The following is a 17,126-nucleotide window of genomic DNA, read 5'->3' as shown; positions in this document are numbered from 1 at the left end:
AGGCAATATCTATATAACATTCATTTATATAATTTTTGTAAGGGGAGAGAAAATTATGCGTATTACCGAAATGCTCAAGAACGAGAGCATAGTATTGGGAGCACAGCCGGCGGATAAAAATGCCGCCATCAATCAGCTGGCCGACCTTATGGAGGCCGGTGGCAACCTGTCCGACAAGGCTCAGTATGTGAAGGACGTGCTTGCCCGTGAAGCCTCCAGCTCCACTGGTTTGGGAGAGGGCATAGCAACACCACATGCCAAGAGCACCGGAGTAAAGACAGCCGGCCTGGCTGCCATGACAGTGCCAGACGGGGTGGATTTTGACTCTGAGGATGGAGAACCAAGCCGTCTGTTCTTCATGATTGCTGCACCGGAAGCGGCCTACGATGCACACCTGGAAATTTTATCCAAGCTGGCTGCCATGCTTATGGATTCCGATTTCAAGGATGCCCTGCTGGCTGCCAAAACCAAAGAAGATTTTATACGCATCATAGATGAAAAGGAAGATAACAAGTGTGTCGTTTCTTCAGATGGGGTAACGGCTCCTACTTCCGATTACATTCAGATTTTGGCGGTTACCGCGTGTCCTACGGGTATTGCCCATACCTTTATGGCGGCAGAAAGCCTGGAACAGCATGCCAAAAAGCGTGGCATTTCCATTAAGGTTGAGACCAACGGCTCCAGCGGTGCCAAGAATGTGCTGACGGCAAAGGAAATCAGAAAGGCTGATGCCATCATCGTGGCTGCCGACAAGAATGTGGCCATGTCACGTTTTGATGGAAAGCCTGTGATTATTGCCAAGGTTTCCGATGGTATCAACAAGGCTGATGAGCTCCTTGACCGTGCTTTGTCCGGCAAGACCCCGATTTATCATGCCAGTGGTGCCGAAGGAACAGAGGGTGCCGCTGATGTACAGGGCGAAAGCATTGGCCGTCAGATTTACAAGCATCTGATGAACGGCGTAAGCCATATGCTCCCGTTCGTTGTTGGCGGTGGTATTCTTATTGCCCTGGCCTTCCTCTTTGATGATTATTCCATAGATCCAGGCAACTTCGGTTCCAATACGCCGTTGGCGAAATTCCTTAAGGATATCGGCGGTGCTTCCTTCGGCTTTATGCTGCCTATTCTTTCCGGATTTATTGCCATGTCCATTGCAGACCGTCCAGGCTTGGCCGTAGGCTTTGTGGGCGGTGCCCTGGCCGGCACTACCGGCTCCGGTTTTCTGGGTGCATTGTTGGCAGGCTTTGTGGCAGGCTACAGTGTAAACTTCCTGAAGAAGGTATTCGCCGCTTTGCCGGAATCTCTGGAGGGTATCAAGCCTGTTCTTCTGTATCCTTTATTTGGTATTCTCATTATCGGCGTAATCAGCATGTTTATCATTGCTCCGCCGGTTAGTGCCATTAACACCTGGATGGTGGATGCCCTGAAAAACATGGATCCAAATGCCCGTATCCTCTTGGGTGTTGTTATGGGTGGCATGATGGCTATCGATATGGGTGGTCCAATCAACAAGGCTGCCTATGTTACCGGAACAGGGCTGTTGGCCTCCGGTGAATATCATGTTATGGCTGCCGTTATGGCCGGTGGTATGGTACCGCCTCTTGCCATTGCCCTGTGTACTACCATTTTCTCCAATCGTTTTACTGAAAGCGAACGGAAAGCAGGTATCACCAACTACATTATGGGTATGTCCTTCATTACTGAAGGTGCCATTCCTTTTGCTGCCAGTGATCCACTGCGGGTAATTCCTTCAGTATTTATCGGTGCGGCTACTGCCGGTGCACTGTCCATGGCCTTCAGCTGCACTCTCCAGGCACCTCATGGCGGTGTCTTCGTAATACCTACCATCGGCAATGCCGGCATGTACATTGCTGCTATCATCATTGGCTCAATTGTAGGCTGCATTGTGATGTCAGTTCTGAAGAGACCTCTGAAAAATTAAACTAATATCTGGTAGCTGTTATACCATATAAAAATAGTGAACCCATCTCCTGTAAATGAGATGGGTTCATTTATTTTTAGTACCGGTTGTTTTCTTATGCTTATAGGTAAATAGCCCCTCTTTTACATTTTTCTAATTTTTTTCTAATTTTTAGCAGGAATTTGTACTGAAATGGAGAAATATATAGTCGTGTTCAGGATGAACTGGACAACACTTAATGTTTAATATTGTGCATCGAGGGGTGCGCATGTGAAACGAAAGGGGTAAATTTATTTATGAAAACAAGTAAGAAAATGGCATCCGCATTAATCGCTCTGGGTCTGGCTTTTGGTGCTGTAGGGGCAGACATGGCTACTACTGAGGCAGCTTCCGTACAGGAAATCGCTCAGATTAATGTTAACAAGTCCGGCTCCAACTTCCAGTATTGGAATCAGGATTCTGCATCCTTCAAGGCTTTGAAGGCTTATGTTGAGGATGTAACCAATCCTAACAGCCCTAACTTTATTCCTGTAAAAGACCGTGTATGCGTATCTGATATGGATGGTACTTTCTACGGCGAGCTGGCACCTACTTATTCCGAGTGGTATCTGTATTTCCATCGTATCTTCAATGATCCTACTTATCAGCCAACCGACACTGAGAAGGCTTACGCTCAGGAGCTGCTGAAGGCTGCTAAGGCTCAGAAGATCTCCGCCGACCAGGATGAAGGCGAAGACCGCGCTCAGTCTTATGCTTTCGAGGGCATGAGCATTGATGAGTTCAACAAGTATGTTGATAACTTCTTCTCCAATGCTCCACTTGAGGGCCTTACCAACTGCACCTTCGCAGAGGCTTATTATCTGCCAATGGTAGAGGTTATTACTTATCTCCAGAACAACGGCTTCAACTTCTATGTTGTAACCGGTACTGACCGTCAGCTGGTTCGTCAGGCTCTGAAGGCTCCAATTCCTTCCATTCTTCCTGACCATGTAATCGGTACTGACAGCTTGCCAGTAATCGAGCGCCAGGGATGGGCTGGTTCCCAGTACTTCCTCTTCAACGAGGATGGCGCTAAGGACAAGGTAATGCGTGGTCCATTCCAGTTCACTGATAACAAGGCTGGTAAGGTTCAGAACATCGCTAAGGAAATCGGTATCCATCCAGTTATCGCACTTGGCAACTCCACTTCCGATGGTTCCATGCTGAACTATGCACTTGCTAACCCTAAGTATAAGAGCTTCGCTATGGGCGTATGCTGCGATGATAGCACTCGTGACTGGGGTACTCAGGCTAAGGGCGACAAGTTCAAGGCATTCTGCGAGAAGTATGGTATCACTCCAATCTCCATGGCTAAGGATTGGAAGACCATCTATGGTTACAATGTAGAGAAGAAGGGTTCCCAGAGCTTCTTCACTGATAAGGGTTTCACCAAATAATCTTCTGATAAAAAGAAGAACCCATCATTAAAACACATAGGGCTGTCTGCCGGATGATTTATTCATCAGGCAGGCAGCCTTTTATTTTTTATTTGTCGCTTTAATTGTTGAACTGGGATAGCTAAATGAGTATAATACTAATGTGGTTTTTGTACCGCGTTTTTTTGTCATGCAAAAAAGAATGTACAAGGGCTGTAATTCTATGGAGAGGATGTTGTAAAACATGGAACTGGATAGCCTTTCCTCACTGGAAAAACGTGAGATTTTGTTTACAGATATAAAAAATGCCATTGAGGTAAATTGGATAAATCACTCCAAGCTGCCTAACAATGATGCAATTATACGTTCAATGCTTACCCTGTCGGATATTGATTCCGCAGAGGCAAGATTGAGACGCTTTGCGCCATTTATTAAAATGGCCTTCCCTGAGACTGTTGAGGCCAAGGGAATGATTGAATCTCCACTTATTGAGGTGCCGGAGCTGAGGAAGGCTCTGAACAGGGAGAAAATAGGTGCCAATCTGGCAGGAAAGCTCTATATGAAAATGGACAGTGAGCTTCCTATTGGTGGCTCTGTAAAGTCCCGGGGCGGTATATATGAGGTATTGAAGTATACTGAAACTCTTGCAGTGGAGAATGGTGTACTGGACAGCTTTGAGGATGACTATTGCAAGCTGGCCAGCCCGGCAGCCAAGGCCTTTTTTGGTACCAAAAAGCTGCATATAGGCTCCACCGGCAACCTTGGACTTAGCGTGGGCCTTATGGGACAAGCCCTGGGCTATGAAACCATCGTTCACATGACTTCTGAAGCTGCTGAGTGGAAAAAGGAGTTGCTTCGGGACAGAGGCGTCATTGTCAAGGTATATGACGGTGACTACAGCGAGGTAGTTGCCAAGGCAAAGGCAGAATCAGTGGTGGATGCCAACAGCCATTTTGTTGATGATGAAGATTCTAAAGAAATGTTTTTGGGCTACGCTGTCGCAGGCAAGAGATTGAAGAAGCAGCTGAGACAGCAGGGGATTGTAGTCGACAAAGAACATCCTTTATTTGTATATATTCCATGTGGTGTGGGCAGTACCCCAGGCGGTATTACCTTTGGCCTCCGTCAATTCTTGGGAGACCATGTACACTGCTTCTTTGTGGAGCCAACCCAGGCACCTTGCATGCTTTTGGGCATGGTAACAGGACTGTACAATAATATTACTGTGCAGGATGTGGGCCTTTCCGGAAAAACCCATGCTGATGGTCTGGCAGTGGGCAGACCTTCCGCCATTATCGGGGATTTTATAAAGCCATTCCTTTCCGGAATCCTTACTGTCAAGGATAAGAGGTTGTTTGATTATTTGCGTATTCTGTGGGAGTCGGAGAAAACCTTCATTGAGCCAAGCTCATGTGCGGCCATTCATGGTCCTGTATGCTGGGGCCATTCCAAGGAAATGGCTGATTATTTGGAGGATAATAATATGAACCGTTACATGGAAAATGCAACCCATATAATTTGGGCAACAGGCGGTGGTCTGGTGCCGGAAAATGTCCGTCAGGAACTTTTGACGAAAAAAGTTTGATTTGGAGCTGAAAAAATGGATTTTATGATAATTTCCCTTCTGGTGTATCTGTTGGGAACCGTGACTCTGATTTGGCCGAAAAAGGCTGAGCTGGGGGCACATTATTTTGGTATGCTTTGCTCTGTTGTTGCCAGTGGTCTGGTGGTATTCTCTACCCTGAGATACCTTTTGACCACTGACAACAATTGGCTGATCGACCTGGCATGGGGTAGCTATACCCTCCAGGCCGATGGCTGGAGCGGAGCTTTTCTTTTGTTGACTGGCGTGGCTGGAGTGATTATCAGCCTGTATGCCATTGATTATGGTAAGGGATATATTGGCAGCAGGATTCGGGCCCTGAGCGGTCTTTGGAATTTGTTCCTGCTGTCAATTGTTTTGGTGCTTATTTCCGGGGATGCCTTTACCTTCATTATTTCCTGGGAGGTTATGGCTCTGGTGTCCTTTATGCTGGTATACCATGAGTCGGAGAAGAAAAAGACTGTCAGCGCGGCCTATCAGTATATGGTTATGACCCATATCGGTACGGCGGCAATTATGGTGGCCTTTTATCTGGTGGCCAGCACAGCGGAGAGCTTCTCCTTTGTGGATATGGCCAGAAATAATCTGACAGGCTATATGAAGGATGCGGCCTTCCTCTTTGCCTTTGCGGGCTTTGCCTTGAAGTCCGGCCTTATGCCGCTGCATATTTGGCTTCCAAATGCCCATCCGGCAGCTCCAAGCCATGTGTCTGCCTTGATGAGTGGTGTTATGCTGAAGGTGGCAGTGTACGGCTTTGGCCGCTTTGCCTTCCAGTTCATCGGTATGGATGTGTTCTGGTATGGCCTTTTGGTGATGCTTTTGGGCTTGATTTCTGCGTTCCTCGGGGTGCTCTATGCCGTGATGGAAGTGGATATGAAGCGTATTTTGGCCTATTCCTCCGTGGAGAATATGGGCATTATTTTTGCTGCCTTCGGCTGCGGCATGGTGCTTTATTCCATGGGAATGCCGATGCTGTCTGTTGTGGCCTTTACGGCGGTGCTGGTTCATGCCGTGAGCCATAGCTTTATGAAGGGCCTGCTCTTTATGAGTGCCGGCTGTGTGATGCACGCCACCGGCAGCAAGAATATTGAGCACATGGGCGGTTTGGCCAGAAAAATGCCTTATACAGCCCTCTTTACCCTGATTGGCTCCATGGCCTTGGCATCTATGCCTTTTACCAGCGGTCTGGTAGGGGAGTGGCTCACTTTGCAGAGCTATATAACCCTGGCCCAGCAGGCCGGTTCTCCGGAAATGCGTCTGTTGGTGGTATTCGCCTTTATTTTGCTGGGTCTTACTGGTGCTACAGCCTTGGGCTGTTTTGTTCGTATGTATGGTATTGCCTTTTTGGGCCGGGCCCGTACCCATATTGTGGAGAAGGCCCACGAAATGCCGTTTTTCATGCTGCTTGGCTTGGGAATGGAGGCCTTTTTGATAGTATTTGTGGGCCTCATGCCGGATTATCTGGTAAATCTCATGCAGCGGGTGGTATCCGGTACGGGAATTGCCCCTATGGGAAATCCTATCGGTATTATTTGGGGTGGCAGTGGTCATTATGCCCTTTATAGTCCAGCCCTTATCTTTATTGTGTTCGTACTCATCGGCGTATTTATGGTGGCGGCCCTTTATCGGTCCAGTACCTTTGTGACCAAGGATGTAACCTGGAACTGCGGTACAGTGCCTACCAGCCGTCAGCAGTATTCTGCCACCGGCTTCAGCAAGCCGTTGCGCCGTGCCTTTGATGGTATCTTAAATCCGAAGCGCCGCACAACCTATCTGCGGAAGGAGCATGCTTATTTTGGCCGTAAGCTCCATTATGAGCTGTCCATTCCGGATCTGTTCAATGATAAGCTGTACAAGCCAATCCAGCAGATGATGATTAATTCTTCCTCCTCCTTCCACAAGATTCAGGAGGGCAGTGTAAGCATTTATATCGGCTACACCATGGTGGCCATGATTGTTGTATTGATTTGGGGGGTACTGTTGTAATGGAATATATGATGACAAGTATCGGCCTCAGCTTGGTACAGGGATTTGTGCTGCTGTTGATTGCTCCTTTGGTGGCCGGTATTATCAACAAGGTTAAGGCCCGCCTGCAGAAGCGTCAGGGTGCCAGCATTTTTCAGGAGTATTTTGATATTGCCAAGTGGTGGAAAAAGGCCACTATTCTGACACCATATACGGGAATAATCTTCGTGGTGGCCCCGGTGGTGTATTTCATGACCAGCTTTATGGCAGCTACCATGGTGCCGGGCTTTTTGCAGGGCCAGTTCAGCATGGGTGATGCCTTTATTTTCGTGTATATTCTGGCCTTGGGCCGCTTCTTTATGACCCTGTCCTCCATGGATGCAGCCACTTCCTTTGGTGGCATGGGTGGTTCCCGCGAAATCTATATTTCCGTTTTGGTGGAGCCTGCGGTAATGCTGGCTATTCTCATTAACTCCATCCGTTACCATTCCACCACCTTGTCAGCCATGGTTATTGATTATAACGAGGCTTTCTTTACTGTGTCCACTGTATTGGCATGTGTGGCCTTCTTTTTGACCATGCTGGCGGAAAACAGCCGTCTGCCGGTGGACAACCCGGATACCCATTTGGAGCTCACCATGATCCATGAGTGCATGACTCTGGAGTATTCCGGCAAGCTGCTGTCACTGATTCATTTGGGCAGCTATCTTAAAATCGTAGTGTTTTTGACTTTATTTGGGGCTCTTTATGTGCCGGTGGAAATCCCTCTGGCCCTGAAGGTTCTTTTGGGTGCCATTCTTATAGGTATTGTGGAAACCCTCAATAACAAGATGCGCCTCTTTAAGGTTCGTGTATATCTTGGCGCCGCAATAGTTCTGCTGTTGCTGGCTATTATTGCAGAGTAGGGAGGTCACAGAAATATGGATTATTTGGTTGTATTCTTAGTTCTTGTGGTTTTCCTGCAGACAAGGGTTACGGATTTGAAACGGGCCGTTATCTGTCTGGCCAGCCAGTCAGTAATCATTGCCATTGCCTGCTTTGTGCTGGGCTTTTCCCATGGCAATGATATTCACGCGGTTATGCCGGGGGTGCTGACCCTTATAGTAAAGGTTATCTTTATTCCGGGGGCAATCTATCGTCTGGTAAAGAAGCTGAAAAACGAGCGGGAGATTGTGTCTGCAAGTAATGTAAACTATTCCACCATGGCGGCGGCCCTGTTTTTGGTAATGGGCTATGCCCTAGTGGAGCGTCTCATGCCCGGGGCTGTCGGCCGTGATATTGTGGCCTCATCTATTTTGATGATTATGACCGGTCTTTCACTGATGGTTCTGCGTAAGCGTGCCATAATTCAGATTTGCGGTCTTATTACCTTGGAAAATGGCATCTATCTCCTGGGCCTTCTCATGACCGAGGGACTGCCACTGGTAGTGGAGCTGGGCGTTTTCCTTGATGTTTTAATTGCTGTGGTGGTATTGGTTATTCTCACCTCCAGAATGCGTCTGTCCTTTATGACTACAGACACCAGCGTTATGAAAAAATTGAAGGGGTAATTTATGAATTTTGATATAAGAGAATTGATATATATAATACTTGCCCTGCCATTGATTTTCAGCGCTGTTGCTGCAGTTAATTTTCTGGGCAGGAATGTACTCCACTGGCTGAACCGTCTGGTGGCCACGGGAGTTGGGGCAGCGATTGTCATGCTCCTTATGACCTTTGACTCCGATATTCCTTTTGCGGGACAGTATATTTATTTGGATGCTCTCAGCATGTGGATGCTTATTATAATCGGCTCCCTTTATTTTGCCTTTGCATGGACCAGCAAGGCCTATCTGGACCGTGATACCAACAAGCGTTATGGTTATCTCAGACGCTTCGGCTATCTTGAGGGACGTTTTTATGCCTTGTCCCATATCTTTGTCTGGATTATGCTGCTGGTGGTGCTGGTAAATAATCTGGGCCTTATGTGGGTTACCATTGAAGCAACTACCCTGGTATCAGCCCTGCTGGTGGCCTTCAAGTTCACCCGTACCTCTCTGGAAGCCACCTGGAAGTACGTTATGGTTTGTACCGTGGGTATCTGTTTGGCTCTTTTGGGTACTATTATTGTTTATTATATGCAGCTGTACACCTTTGGCAGTGAAAATGCCCTTAACTGGCTGTATCTGGCTGAGCACAGCAAGGCCTTGGATCCTGCCATGGCCAAGTTTGCACTGTGCTTCCTGTTTGTAGGCTATGGTACCAAGATTGGTCTGGCACCGATGCATGCCTGGCTGCCTGATGCCTACTCCGAGGCTCCGGCCCTGACCAGCGGTCTGTTGTCCGGCTCTTTGTGCAGCTGTGCTGTTTATGTTCTGATTAGAAATATAATTATTCTTATGCCATCCATTGGCATTGATTTTATCAGCGGCCTGTGCCTGTTCTTCGGTCTGTTTACCATTTTGGTGGCAGTGCCATTTGTGGTGGTGCAGCGGGATATTAAGCGTATGCTGGCTTATTCCTCCATGGAGAATTTCGGCCTTATGATGGCGGCCTTTGGACTCTTTGTGCCAGTGGCAGCCCAGGCAATGCTGCTGAACCTCTTTAACCATGCCCTGGTGAAGTTTTCCTTGTTCTATATGGCTGGTACAGTCATCGGTGAATATGGCACCAAGAATATGATGCGTATTCACGGTATGATGGTGCAGGTTCCACGGACAGCTACCTTCCTGCTGCTGGGAATTGTGGCCCTGTTGGGGATGCCGCCGTTTGGCATATTCTTCAGTAAGTTCTTCATGCTCTACGGCTTCTTTAGCTCTGACCATCCTTGGCTGGGTGTAGTGACCATGATACTTCTTGCCGGCATGCTTATCGGTATTTTGTACCACGTAATGCGTATGCTGGGGGGCAAGCCAAAGCGCAGGGTAGCCGGTGAGTTCTTTGGCGTATTGGATTCTGTGGTTATTGCTGGCCTGCTGGTTTTTGGCTTTATTGTCAGTGCAGGGCTTGGGGAAATTACCATGCTTAATCATTTATTGACCAATGCCACTAAGATTGTGCTGGGAGGTGTTGCATAATGATGACTACAATTATGCCGGAAGCTATCCTGATGGCAGCGGAGAAATATTCCGCCGGGGGAAAGCATCCTCTTACCGCCATGTTTGGCCGGGATGAAACCGCCTCCGGTGTTGGTTATGTAATATATTGCTATTTTGAGATTCCAGAGGACAAGACCATGGACGGCTTCAAGGTTGTCTTTAATCCAAACGGTTCACTGGAATATGACAGCATTACCCATATTGTGCCGGCTGCAGCCTGGTATGAGCGGGAAATCAAGGATATGTTTGGTCTGGTGCCAAAGGGACATCCTGATTTGCGGCCTTTGGTGCTTCATGAGAGCTTTCCGGAGGGCTTTTATCCTCTCCGTAAGGACGTGAAGGTTAATGCCAAGGTTCGAGGGGAGCGTCAGTTTAAGGTTCGTACGGCCAAGGGCGAGGGCCTCTTTGAGGTGCCGGTGGGCCCGATTCATGCCGGCATTATTGAGCCGGGGCATTTCCGTTTCAGCCAGGCCGGTGAGGCCATGCTCCAGCTGGATGCCAAGCTGTTCTTTACCCATCGGGGTATTGAAAAGGCAGTGGAGGGCAAAACTCCTTATGAGGCATTGCCAATTGTGGAGCGCATTTGTGGTGCCTGCAGCATTGCCAACACCTGGAGCTTCTGTCAGGCAGTGGAAAAGGCTTTGAATATCAAGGTGCCCCGCCGGGCTGAAATCATCCGTACCCTGCTGATGGAGCTGGAGCGTATTGCCAACCATACCGGTGATATTGGCAATATTCCTGCCGGTGTGGGCTTTAATCCGGCTATCAGCCTTGGGGGCCGTTTGAAGGAAAAGCTCATGCGACTCAGTGAGGCCGTGGCGGGAAATCGTTTCCTCAGGGGAATGATTATTACGGGCGGTGTCTCCATGGATATTACCCAGGAGCTGCGGGAGCGTATCCATAATGTTATGGATGAGGTGGCTGACGGTGTTGAGGACATGGCTACCATGTTCCGGGAGCAGGAAAATTTCCAGAACCGCGTACAGACCACGGGTATTGTCCGCAACCAGACTGCCGTAGATCTGGCCCTGGTGGGTGTTGGTGCCCGTGCCAGCGGCTATGAGCACGACAGCCGCAGTGATTTCTCCTATGGTGTTTATGATGAGCTGGATTTCAAGCCATATACCAAGACCATGGGTGATGTGGCGGCCCGTCTGCTGGTTCGCATTGGTGAGCTGTCTGCTTCCTTTGAGATGGTGGATAAGCTTATTGAGCTTCTGAATAACTGTGACAGCCAGGAGCTGTTCGTGCCTGTTGCTTATGCCGAGGGTGCATCCTGGGGTATCAGCGAGTCTGCCCGGGGCAGTAACTTCCAGTATGTTGCCCTTGACAGTGAGGGCCGCATTGACAGACTTTTCGTCCGCAGTGCTTCCTATGCTAACTGGCCAGCCCTTCCTATTGCGGTGCAGGGTGACATTATTCCGGACTTTCCATTGATTAACAAGAGCTTTGAGCTTTGTTATGCCTGCATTGATAGATAAGGGAGATGAGTAAAAGCGATGTTTAAGGTTTTAGAACGTATTTTTAAGGACAAGCTGGCAACTGAGCAGATCTCTCTGGCAGGCAGTGACAGATTTCGTGGCCCTGTTGAGGGCAGTGCCAGCGGTGAGGTGCTGAAGGCCTGCGCTGCTGCTTGTCCTGTTCAGGCTTTTTCTGTACAGGGTGAGGAGTACAGGGTTGATTATAAAAAATGCCTATTCTGCGGCCGCTGTGTGGAGGCCTGTGCCAAGGCAGCTGTTGATGAAGCCGCTGAGGCCGGTTTGAAGCATAAGCATGAGGACGCATTGCCGGTGCTGGTTGAAGCCGGGCAGGAGGTTCTGCAGGAGGTCCTTAAGGTTAAGCTGGGCCGTTCCCTGCACGTCCGTCATCTTGATGCGGGCTCCTGCAATGCCTGTGATTTTGAAATGGGTGCCATGAGCAATCCTATATATGATCTGCACCGTTATGGTGTACACTTTGTGGCTTCACCACGTCATGCCGATATGCTTATGGTGACGGGAGTCGTTACCCGCAATCTGGAGCAGGCCCTGAAGATGTCCTATGAAGCATTGCCTGAGCCAAAGCTGGTAATGGCCTGTGGTGCCTGTGCTGCCGGCGGTGAAACCTACGGTGATACCTACGCTGTAGTGGGAGCTGCTGACAAGGTGGTGCCGGTGGATCTGTATGTTCCCGGCTGTCCTCCTAGACCATCTGCCATGATAATGGCATTGCTGGCGGCTGCGGATATGCTCAAGGAAAAAATGAAATAAAGAATTTGTATGACAGCTACGGATTATTCTGTAGCTGTTTTTCTTTTGAAATTACTTGACGGCAGGTGGGCTCAAAATGGTATAGTTCAGTTAAGAGGTGTGTTTTGTTTTTATAGAGGGGAGTTTTACTATGGAAAGCAAAATCAAGGAGTATATCAAGCTGCAAAATCATCCGGTGGCCATTATCCAGTCCGATACCTGTCCGGAGGGGGCTACCCAGTTCAAGGAAGGCAGATGGGGCTGCGTTGTGGCTATGCTGAATACGGCATCCAAGGGACGTACTGCGGCCCTGTCGGCGGAGACCACCATGTGTGTCGGCGGCAAGGCCGGTCTTGGCTTTGAGAAGTATCCTTTTGGATGGATAGAATATTTCCTGTCTACAGGCAGTGAAAAGGTGGACCGTTTTGAGCTTTATAAGAAATCTCCGGAGCTGGCCAGAGAGTTTATCACCAATGGGCCCAATTCCATGATAGAGAAGCTGCCACCCCGGAAGAAATATCTGTTGTTTCAGCCCTTGGAGCAGGTGACGGAGCAGCAGGGGAAGCCGGAATGTGTGGCCTTTATGGTAAATGCGGACCAGCTATCCGGGCTTGTTACCCTGGCCAACTTTGACCATTCTCCATTGGATGCCACCAAGCTGTTATTCGGTGCCGGCTGTGCCCAGGCAATTCTTTATCCAATGGTGGATCGGGAGCATTGCTACGTTGGTCTTACTGACCCGTCCGCCCGTAAGTGCATCGATAAGAATTTGCTGTCCTTTAGCGTATCCTACGAGCGGTTTTTAGAAATGGAAGCTGCCGCCGACAAGAGCTTTTTCACAACTGAGGCCTGGAATATTATAGCCAAGCGGATTTAAAAATTATTTACACAAAAATAATATTTAATGTGGCAGGAAATGGAAAACCCAATATAGAATAATGATTCTTAGGGCTGGTGAAGAATAGTCGGCCTTCATGTAGAGAGTGGTTTATTTTGTAAAGAAAGAGAGGTTTTCCAGGTATGAAAAAGGTTCTTATGCTGGCAGGGGATTTTGCTGAGGATTATGAGGTAATGGTTCCGTTTCAGGCTTTAGGGGTTGCCGGGGTACAGGTGGATGTAGTTTGCCCGGGCAAAAAGAGCGGCGAGGCTATCAAGACCGCCATTCATGACTTTGAAGGGGATCAGACCTATTCAGAAAAGCCGGGTCACCTGTTTATTCTGAATGCTACCTTTGATGATGTATCCGCAGAGGATTATGATGGTTTGTATCTTACCGGCGGCCGTGCTCCGGAGTACATTCGCCTTGATCCAAAGGTTATCAGCATTACCAAGTATTTTATGAACAACAATAAGCCAGTAGCGGCTATTTGCCATGGTATACAGGTGCTGACCGCTGCCGATGTGGTTAAGGGACGTACATTGACTGCTTATCCGGCTGTTGGTCCTGATGTTACTGTGGCTGGTGGTAATTTCCAGAATGTGGATGTTGACAAGGCTGTCGTGGATGGCAACCTGGTAACTTCTCCTGCATGGCCTGGCAATACAGCTATCTGCAAGGAGTTCTTGAAGATTTTAGGTTGATGTAATACTTTCAACTAAAATAAGGTGCCGATATTTTGATATTGGCACCTTTTTTTTGTAAAATTATTTTAGAAATACTAAAGGGAATGTACTTAAAAAGTGGCAGTTCAAAGGTAGGAGGCAATACTGCAATGCTAAACATAGGATGTCATGTATCTTCAGCCAAGGGGTATCTGGCTATGGGAAAGGATATTGTCAGCATGGGAGGCAACGTATTTGCCTTTTTTACCAGAAATCCCAGAGGGGGCAAGGCCAAGGATATAGATGAGGCTGATGTGGCGGCCTTTCTTCAATGTAAGAAGGAGCAAAAGATTGGCTTTCTGGTGGCCCATGCCCCATATACCCTTAATCCTTGTGCAGCAAAGCCGGAATTGAGGGAATTTGCCCACAATGTTATGGCAGATGATCTGGTGCGGATGGAATATACACCGGGAAATTACTATAATTTCCATCCCGGAAGTCATGTGGGGCAGGGGGTGGATACGGCCATTGAGCTTATAAGCAGCCAGCTAAATGAGATAATAAGGAAGGAGCAGAGCACAATGGTGCTGCTTGAAACCATGTCCGGCAAGGGGACAGAGGTAGGTAGAAGCTTTCAGGAGCTGGCGGAAATTATTAAACGAACCGAGCTGAAGGACCATCTGGGTGTTTGTCTGGATACGTGCCATGTGTACAGTGCCGGGTATGATATCGTCAATGATCTGGAGGGGGTCCTGCAGGAATTTGACAGTGTAATCGGCATTGATAAATTACGGGCCCTTCATATAAATGACAGCCTTACACCATTTGGGTCCAATAAGGACCGCCATGCGAAAATCGGTGAGGGCAGTATCGGCAACGAAGCCTTTGGCCGGATAGTAAATCACCCATATTTAAAGGGTTTGCCATTTATATTGGAAACACCTAATGACAATGCTGGTTATGCCAAGGAAATTTCCAATCTGAGAAGTATGTGACAAGCTGTTGCTGCTACGGAGGATACCAACTATGCGGATAATTATTACCGAATCCTATGAACAGATGGGCGTGGAAGCGGCCAATATTGTTGCCGGCCAGATTTATCTGAAGCCGGACAGCGTTCTGGGGTTGGCCACTGGCAGCACTCCGGTTTCCATGTATCAGCGGTTGGCAGCGGTGCATAAAAGTGTGGGTCTGGACTTTTCGCAGGTTACCACCTTCAATCTGGATGAATACATTGGCATGAGTCCGGATAATCCCCAGAGCTATCATTATTTTATGCAGGAGAATTTTTTTCGGCATATAAACATCCGTCCGGAGAATGTGTTTCTGCCGGACGGTATGGCTGATGATATGGTGGCGGAGGGGGAACGCTATGAAAAGCTCATTGCCTCCAGGGGAGGAATTGACCTGCAGGTGCTGGGAATCGGGCAAAATGCCCATATCGGCTTTAATGAGCCGGATGTGAAATTTGCCGCTACTACCCATAAGGTGGAGCTGGATGAAGAAACCATCCAGGCCAATTCCCGTTTTTTCAACAGCGTCAGCGATGTGCCCCGCTATGCAATCAGCATGGGAATCAAGACCATTATGATGGCAGAGCATGTAATCCTGCTGGCCAATGGCCGCAATAAGGCCGAGGCAGTATACAAGGCAGTGTGCGGTGATGTTACCCCGGAAGCACCGGCGTCCATTCTGCAGCTGCACCGTGATGTGGCTATTATTCTTGATAAACAGGCGGCTTCCCTGCTGCCGTCTGCCATTCGTGGAGTACAGATAACTGTAAAGTAACATAAAATCCCCCTGCCGTATAAAGGCAGGGGGATTTTTTATTCAAGGATTTTTCCGTCAATGGACAGGGTAATAACCTGCCATGGAATGAATTTGCCGCTGTCCTGCAACGCCTTCTTGACTGCCATTTCCAGACCACCACAGCAAGGCACCTCCATGCGGACGATAGTAACGCTTTCAATATCGTTTTGGGCAATAATCTGGGTGAGCTTTTCACTGTAATCAATGCTGTCCAGCTTTGGACAGCCAATGAGTGTCACCTTGCCCCTGATAAATTCCTCGTGGAAATTGGCGTAGGAATAAGCAGTACAATCAGCTGCAATAAGGAGCCTGGCTCCGGAAAAATATGGTGCAGTGATTGGTGCCAGCTTGATCTGCACAGGCCAGTTTCGAAGGCGGGAAGGAATATTTTTTGTTGTAACAGCTTCATCAGCAGTATCATCAGGATTAAGGGCTCTCATTCTGGTTCCTGGACAGCCGCCGGCTGGTGGCTGGTTCTGTACCATGGCTTTTAAACGCTGATGCTCTTTTACTGCTTCCTCATCATAGGCCAGTGCTTCCCTTTGAACAAAGGTGATGGCACCGGTAGGACACTGAGGCAGACAGTCTCCCAGACCGTCACAATAATCATCCCGTAACAGCTTTGCCTTTCCATCTACCATACCGATGGCACCTTCATGGCAGGCGGCAGCACAGGCCCCACAGCCATTGCATTTTTCTTCGTCAATATTAATAATCTGTCTGATCATGGCGTAGCTCTCCTTACTAATACACACTAAAGTAATTATTTTTCATTGCTTTTATAAAATGAGTATACTAGAATAAAACAAACTAGTATGTTGTAATTACAACAAAAATGATTTTTTTAAAATGGGAGAAATATTATGGTCAACAGGAAAGAAATGGATAAGTATATGCCTATTCTTAGCAACTGTTCCTTCTTTGGCGGTATGGAAAGTGGAGAAATTCAGGCTGTATTGGGCTGTATCGGGGCCTATATCATAAAAGCTGAAAAAGGAAAATACATCTTTCGGGCCGGGGACAGCACGGATGTAATGGGCATGGTGTTGTCCGGCGGGGTGTTTATTATTCAGGAGGATGTGTGGGGACATAGAAATATTATGGCAAAATGCCATCCTGGAGATTTTTTTGGAGAAATCTATGCAGCGTCTCCCGGTTCCGTACTTAATATCAGTGTAATTGCAGAAGCTGATACCACTGTTCTTATGATGGATGTGAAAAGACTGATGTCCAGCTGCTCTTCGGCCTGCGACCATCATCAAAGGCTTATCCGTAATCTGGTAGGAGTTCTTGCCAACAAGGTCATGGCCTTTAATGAGAAAATTACCCATATAAGCAAGCGTTCCACAAGGGAGAAGCTGCTGTCCTTTCTTTCCAATGAATCCCAGCGTCAGGGCAGTCTGAGCTTTGATATACCCTTTAACCGACAGGAATTGGCGGACTATCTCTGTGTGGAGAGAGCTGCCATGACAGTAGAGATATCCAAGCTGCAGAAGGAAGGCATATTAAAGACTAATCGCAAGCATTTTGAACTGAGTGCCCAATAATTAACAGGAAAAGCCAACA

Annotated in this window: 15 protein-coding genes; 14 read left to right on the top strand and 1 reads right to left on the bottom strand. The window is 48.0% G+C overall.

Translation table 11 applies throughout. The features are described 5' to 3' along the window. The first annotated feature begins 55 nt into the window (after positions 1-55). The 13 genes from D081_RS03260 (at position 56) to nagB (ending at position 15,539) form a co-directional block, all read left to right on the top strand. The gene (locus D081_RS03260; RefSeq protein ID WP_085022705.1) at positions 56-1,942 is read left to right on the top strand and encodes a fructose-specific PTS transporter subunit EIIC; all 1,887 of its coding nucleotides are present in this window, start codon (positions 56-58) and stop codon (positions 1,940-1,942) included. Between the two features lie 275 nt (positions 1,943-2,217). Then, on the top strand, positions 2,218-3,357 hold the full coding sequence (locus tag D081_RS03255; RefSeq protein ID WP_085022704.1) for an HAD family hydrolase: 1,140 nt from the start codon (positions 2,218-2,220) through the stop codon (positions 3,355-3,357). Positions 3,358-3,580: 223 nt separating this feature from the next. Then, positions 3,581-4,921: a D-serine ammonia-lyase gene (locus D081_RS03250; RefSeq protein ID WP_085022703.1), complete on the top strand. Its 1,341-nt coding sequence runs from the start codon at positions 3,581-3,583 to the stop codon at positions 4,919-4,921. A gap of 15 nt (positions 4,922-4,936) precedes the next feature. Continuing rightward, positions 4,937-6,925: a proton-conducting transporter membrane subunit gene (locus tag D081_RS03245; RefSeq protein ID WP_085022702.1), complete on the top strand. Its 1,989-nt coding sequence runs from the start codon at positions 4,937-4,939 to the stop codon at positions 6,923-6,925. Then, a complete protein-coding gene (locus tag D081_RS03240) occupies positions 6,925-7,809 on the top strand; it encodes a respiratory chain complex I subunit 1 family protein (protein ID WP_233127411.1) in 885 nt (294 codons plus the stop codon). Before D081_RS03245 ends, D081_RS03240 begins: the two co-directional genes overlap by 1 nt. Before the next feature lie 15 nt (positions 7,810-7,824). Continuing rightward, positions 7,825-8,454 carry a hydrogenase gene (locus D081_RS03235; RefSeq protein ID WP_085022701.1) on the top strand — a complete coding sequence of 210 codons (630 nt, stop codon included), beginning with the start codon at positions 7,825-7,827 and terminating at the stop codon, positions 8,452-8,454. 3 nt (positions 8,455-8,457) lie between these two features. Next, positions 8,458-9,960, top strand: a complete 1,503-nt coding sequence (locus tag D081_RS03230) for a proton-conducting transporter membrane subunit (RefSeq protein ID WP_085022700.1) — start codon at positions 8,458-8,460, stop codon at positions 9,958-9,960. After that, a complete protein-coding gene (locus D081_RS03225) occupies positions 9,960-11,462 on the top strand; it encodes an NADH-quinone oxidoreductase subunit C (RefSeq protein ID WP_085022699.1) in 1,503 nt (500 codons plus the stop codon). The genes D081_RS03230 and D081_RS03225 overlap by 1 nt, the downstream gene beginning before the upstream one ends. Positions 11,463-11,480: 18 nt before the next feature. Continuing rightward, complete coding sequence (nuoB, locus tag D081_RS03220; protein WP_085022698.1) at positions 11,481-12,230, top strand: NADH-quinone oxidoreductase subunit NuoB; 750 nt, start codon at positions 11,481-11,483, stop codon at positions 12,228-12,230. A 130-nt stretch (positions 12,231-12,360) separates the two neighbouring features. Beyond that, the gene (locus tag D081_RS03215) at positions 12,361-13,086 is read left to right on the top strand and encodes a DUF169 domain-containing protein (RefSeq protein ID WP_085022697.1); all 726 of its coding nucleotides are present in this window, start codon (positions 12,361-12,363) and stop codon (positions 13,084-13,086) included. Positions 13,087-13,229: 143 nt separating this feature from the next. Then, a complete protein-coding gene (locus tag D081_RS03210; protein ID WP_085022696.1) occupies positions 13,230-13,790 on the top strand; it encodes a DJ-1/PfpI family protein in 561 nt (186 codons plus the stop codon). 131 nt (positions 13,791-13,921) lie between these two features. Further along, positions 13,922-14,746, top strand: coding sequence for a deoxyribonuclease IV (locus D081_RS03205; protein ID WP_085022695.1), 825 nt, complete (start codon positions 13,922-13,924; stop codon positions 14,744-14,746). 31 nt (positions 14,747-14,777) lie between these two features. Beyond that, positions 14,778-15,539 carry a glucosamine-6-phosphate deaminase gene (gene nagB / locus D081_RS03200; protein ID WP_085022694.1) on the top strand — a complete coding sequence of 254 codons (762 nt, stop codon included), beginning with the start codon at positions 14,778-14,780 and terminating at the stop codon, positions 15,537-15,539. A gap of 38 nt (positions 15,540-15,577) precedes the next feature. On the opposite strand, the gene D081_RS03195 is transcribed toward nagB, so the two are convergent. Next, positions 15,578-16,288 carry a 4Fe-4S binding protein gene (locus tag D081_RS03195; RefSeq protein ID WP_085022693.1) on the bottom strand — a complete coding sequence of 237 codons (711 nt, stop codon included), beginning with the start codon at positions 16,286-16,288 and terminating at the stop codon, positions 15,578-15,580. A gap of 135 nt (positions 16,289-16,423) precedes the next feature. On the opposite strand from D081_RS03195, the gene D081_RS03190 reads away from it, so the two are divergent. After that, on the top strand, positions 16,424-17,107 hold the full coding sequence (locus tag D081_RS03190; protein WP_198941943.1) for a Crp/Fnr family transcriptional regulator: 684 nt from the start codon (positions 16,424-16,426) through the stop codon (positions 17,105-17,107). Positions 17,108-17,126 lie beyond the last annotated feature (19 nt).

It is taken from the genome of Anaerovibrio sp. JC8 (assembly GCF_002100115.1).
Taxonomy (GTDB): Bacteria; Bacillota; Negativicutes; order Selenomonadales; family Selenomonadaceae; genus Anaerovibrio.
The sequence above is the reverse complement of the archived record's forward strand: the minus strand, read 5'-3'. Positions and strand labels throughout refer to the sequence as shown.

Bases quoted from the DNA above. Each gene is read 5' to 3' on its own strand.
- D081_RS03255 (WP_085022704.1), top strand. From the start codon at position 2,218: ATGAAAACAAGTAAGAAAATGGCATCCGCATTAATCGCTCTGGGTCTG.
- D081_RS03205 (WP_085022695.1), top strand. From the start codon at position 13,922: ATGCTAAACATAGGATGTCATGTATCTTCAGCCAAGGGGTATCTGGCT.
- D081_RS03250 (WP_085022703.1), top strand. From the start codon at position 3,581: ATGGAACTGGATAGCCTTTCCTCACTGGAAAAACGTGAGATTTTGTTT.
- D081_RS03235 (WP_085022701.1), top strand. From the start codon at position 7,825: ATGGATTATTTGGTTGTATTCTTAGTTCTTGTGGTTTTCCTGCAGACA.
- D081_RS03225 (WP_085022699.1), top strand. From the start codon at position 9,960: ATGATGACTACAATTATGCCGGAAGCTATCCTGATGGCAGCGGAGAAA.
- nagB (WP_085022694.1), top strand. From the start codon at position 14,778: ATGCGGATAATTATTACCGAATCCTATGAACAGATGGGCGTGGAAGCG.
- D081_RS03215 (WP_085022697.1), top strand. From the start codon at position 12,361: ATGGAAAGCAAAATCAAGGAGTATATCAAGCTGCAAAATCATCCGGTG.
- D081_RS03240 (WP_233127411.1), top strand. From the start codon at position 6,925: ATGGAATATATGATGACAAGTATCGGCCTCAGCTTGGTACAGGGATTT.
- D081_RS03230 (WP_085022700.1), top strand. From the start codon at position 8,458: ATGAATTTTGATATAAGAGAATTGATATATATAATACTTGCCCTGCCA.
- D081_RS03210 (WP_085022696.1), top strand. From the start codon at position 13,230: ATGAAAAAGGTTCTTATGCTGGCAGGGGATTTTGCTGAGGATTATGAG.
- D081_RS03195 (WP_085022693.1), bottom strand. From the start codon at position 16,288: ATGATCAGACAGATTATTAATATTGACGAAGAAAAATGCAATGGCTGT.
- D081_RS03245 (WP_085022702.1), top strand. From the start codon at position 4,937: ATGGATTTTATGATAATTTCCCTTCTGGTGTATCTGTTGGGAACCGTG.
- D081_RS03260 (WP_085022705.1), top strand. From the start codon at position 56: ATGCGTATTACCGAAATGCTCAAGAACGAGAGCATAGTATTGGGAGCA.
- D081_RS03190 (WP_198941943.1), top strand. From the start codon at position 16,424: ATGGTCAACAGGAAAGAAATGGATAAGTATATGCCTATTCTTAGCAAC.
- nuoB (WP_085022698.1), top strand. From the start codon at position 11,481: ATGTTTAAGGTTTTAGAACGTATTTTTAAGGACAAGCTGGCAACTGAG.